General features: G+C 70.1%; 2 protein-coding genes. Both read left to right on the plus strand.

The window, feature by feature from the left end; genetic code table 11:
- Positions 1-237: 237 nt before the first annotated feature.
- The gene (locus ACRDSQ_RS17955; RefSeq protein ID WP_431422632.1) at positions 238-1542 is read left to right on the plus strand and encodes a Mu transposase domain-containing protein; all 1305 of its coding nucleotides are present in this window, start codon (positions 238-240) and stop codon (positions 1540-1542) included.
- A complete protein-coding gene (istB, locus tag ACRDSQ_RS17960) occupies positions 1539-2330 on the plus strand; it encodes an IS21-like element helper ATPase IstB (protein ID WP_431422634.1) in 792 nt (263 codons plus the stop codon). The genes ACRDSQ_RS17955 and istB overlap by 4 nt, the downstream gene beginning before the upstream one ends.
- Positions 2331-2479: the final 149 nt, after the last annotated feature.

Below are 2479 nucleotides of genomic sequence, written 5' to 3' on the forward strand. Positions count from 1 at the left end.
GGCATGCACTCAGCCATATCGGCCGAGCTCTGTACCCCGGGAAGCTGTCAGGCACATACCTGCGCAGGCTGCTCGCCAAGATTGCGGGCGATCACCGGGAACTCCCCAGACCTGATCACTGAAATTCCCCACCCCTGAGTGGCTGGGTGGGCCTTGCAGAAGGTCCACCGATCGGGGTGGGGCTCCATCGACGCTGGCGGTTCTGACGCCGACCAGTTCGAAGGAGCCCCGCTCCCCATGCTCACACAGGGAGAAGACGTGGAAGCTCACGCGTTGAAGGAACGGGGCTGGTCGATCTCGGCTATCGCTCGTCATCTCGAGCGAGACCGCAAGACGGTCCGCTCCTACTTGAACGGAGACCGCCTGCCCGGCGTTCGGGTCACCGCGGTTGCTGATCCGTTGGCCGACTTCGAGGTCTACATCCGGGCGCGGTTCGTTGATGACCCGCACCTGTGGGCGACGTCGTTGTTCGACGAGGTCGTCGCTCTCGGCTACGCCCGGTCCTATCCGAGTTTCGTGCGCCAGGTCCGTCAGCGCGGGCTGCGGCCGCACTGCGAGGCGTGCGCGGGGGTGAAGGGCCGCGACTCGATCGACATCGAGCACCCGCCGGGCGAGGAGATCCAGTGGGACTGGTTCGAGAGGCGCCGGGCACCGTGGGGCGGCACCGCCTTCGTGCTGCTCGGGACGCTGCCGCACTCGAGCCGCACCCGCGGCGTGCTGGCCGAGTCGCTCGACCAGGCGCACCTCGTCGAGGCGATGGACGCCGTGATGCGCCGTCTGGGCGGCACCGCCCGCATATGGCGCACGGACCGGCTGGCGACGGTGATCGTGCCCGGCTCCCGTGACGTGCAGCCGTCGTTCGCGCCGGTGGCGAAGCACTACGGCGCGATCGTGGAGCCGTGCCCACCGCGGCGCGGGAACCGCAAGGGCGCGGTCGAAGCCGCGGTGCGCTTCACGTGCGGGCGGTGGTGGCGGACCATGACCGCGGCCACCCCGGAGGAGGCGCAGCTGTCCCTGGACCGCTTCCTCGCCGGTCCCGGCGACGCCCGCCAACGGCGCACCGCGACCGGCCTCAAGACGACTGTCGGTGTGCTCGGCGACACCGAGCCGCTGCTGGCGCTGCCCGCTGCCGCGTTCCCCGCGACCATCGAGGTCACTCGTGTCGTCGCCGCCAACGCGACGGTCGCGTTCCGAGGCAACCGCTACTCGGTCCCACCCGGGCTCACCGACGCGAACCTGTCGTTGCGGCACCGGCTGGGCTCGGCGACCGTCGAGATCCACTCGCCCGTCGGCGGCCTGCTGGCCGCGCACCGGCTCGCGCCGCCCGGTGCTGGGAGCATCGTGCGCAGCGTTGAGCACCACGCCGCCCTCGAGCGTGTCGTGCTCTCCGCCTTCACCACCGAGCGGCCCTGTGACCGCAAGGCCAACCGTCCACCCGGCCCCGAAGCCCTCGCCGCCGCAGCCGCGCTGCTCGGCAACGAAGGCCGGCCCGTCGTGGTCGACCTGGCCGCCTACGCCGAGCTCGCCGAGGGCGCGTCATGAGCGAGAACTCCACCTACCAGAAGCTCCGCTCGCATCTCGCCTACCTGCGGCTCGGCGCCGCGGCCGAAGCGCTACCCGGCGAGCTCGACCACGCCGCGGCGGCCAAGCTCGGCCACACCGCGTTCCTGGAACGGCTCCTCGACATCGAGGTCGCCGCCACCGAAGCCCGACGTCACGCCGGTCTCACCCGCTTCGCGTCGCTGCCCGCGCCATGGCGGCTCGCCGACTTCGACTTCGACGCCCAACCATCGGTTGACCGCCAGCTCGTCGACGAGCTCGCCACCCTCCGCTTCCTCGAGGACGCCACCAACGTGTTGTTCATCGGGCCGCCCGGCGTCGGCAAGACCATGCTCGCCGTCGGTCTCGGCCACGCATCCGTCGACGCCGGCTACCGCACCTACTACACGACCGCCGCGGACCTCGCGGCACGATGCCACCGCGCCGCCCTCGAAGGGCGGTGGGCGACCACGATGCGGTTCTTCGCCGGGCCGCGCCTGCTCATCATCGACGAGGTCGGCTACCTGCCCCTCGCCTCCGAAGCCGCCGCCGCTCTGTTCCAGGTCATCACCCAGCGCTACCTGAAGTCATCAACGGTGCTGACCACGAACCTCGGCATCGCCTCCTGGGGGCAGATCTTCGACGACCCCACCGTCGCTATCGCCATGCTCGACCGGCTCCTCCACCGCTCCGTCGTGTTCAACATCGACGGCGAGAGCTACCGCATGCGCGCCCACCGCGCCCGCGCCGACAACCTCCGCAAGAGCGTCAACGCGAGCCGCAGCACGTAGTCTCAGCCACACCCCACCCAGCCGATCACCTGGGGAACTTCGATGATCGACACTGGGGAGAATCCGCGATCGCCGGCAAAGCAGAAGAAGTTGAAGTCATCAGTCGTGATCCTCTCCAGCCCGCGACCCTCAGTCGCGGACCCTCAGAT

Source organism: Actinokineospora sp. (assembly GCF_050699995.1).
In the GTDB taxonomy this organism is placed as follows: domain Bacteria; phylum Actinomycetota; class Actinomycetes; order Mycobacteriales; family Pseudonocardiaceae; genus Actinokineospora.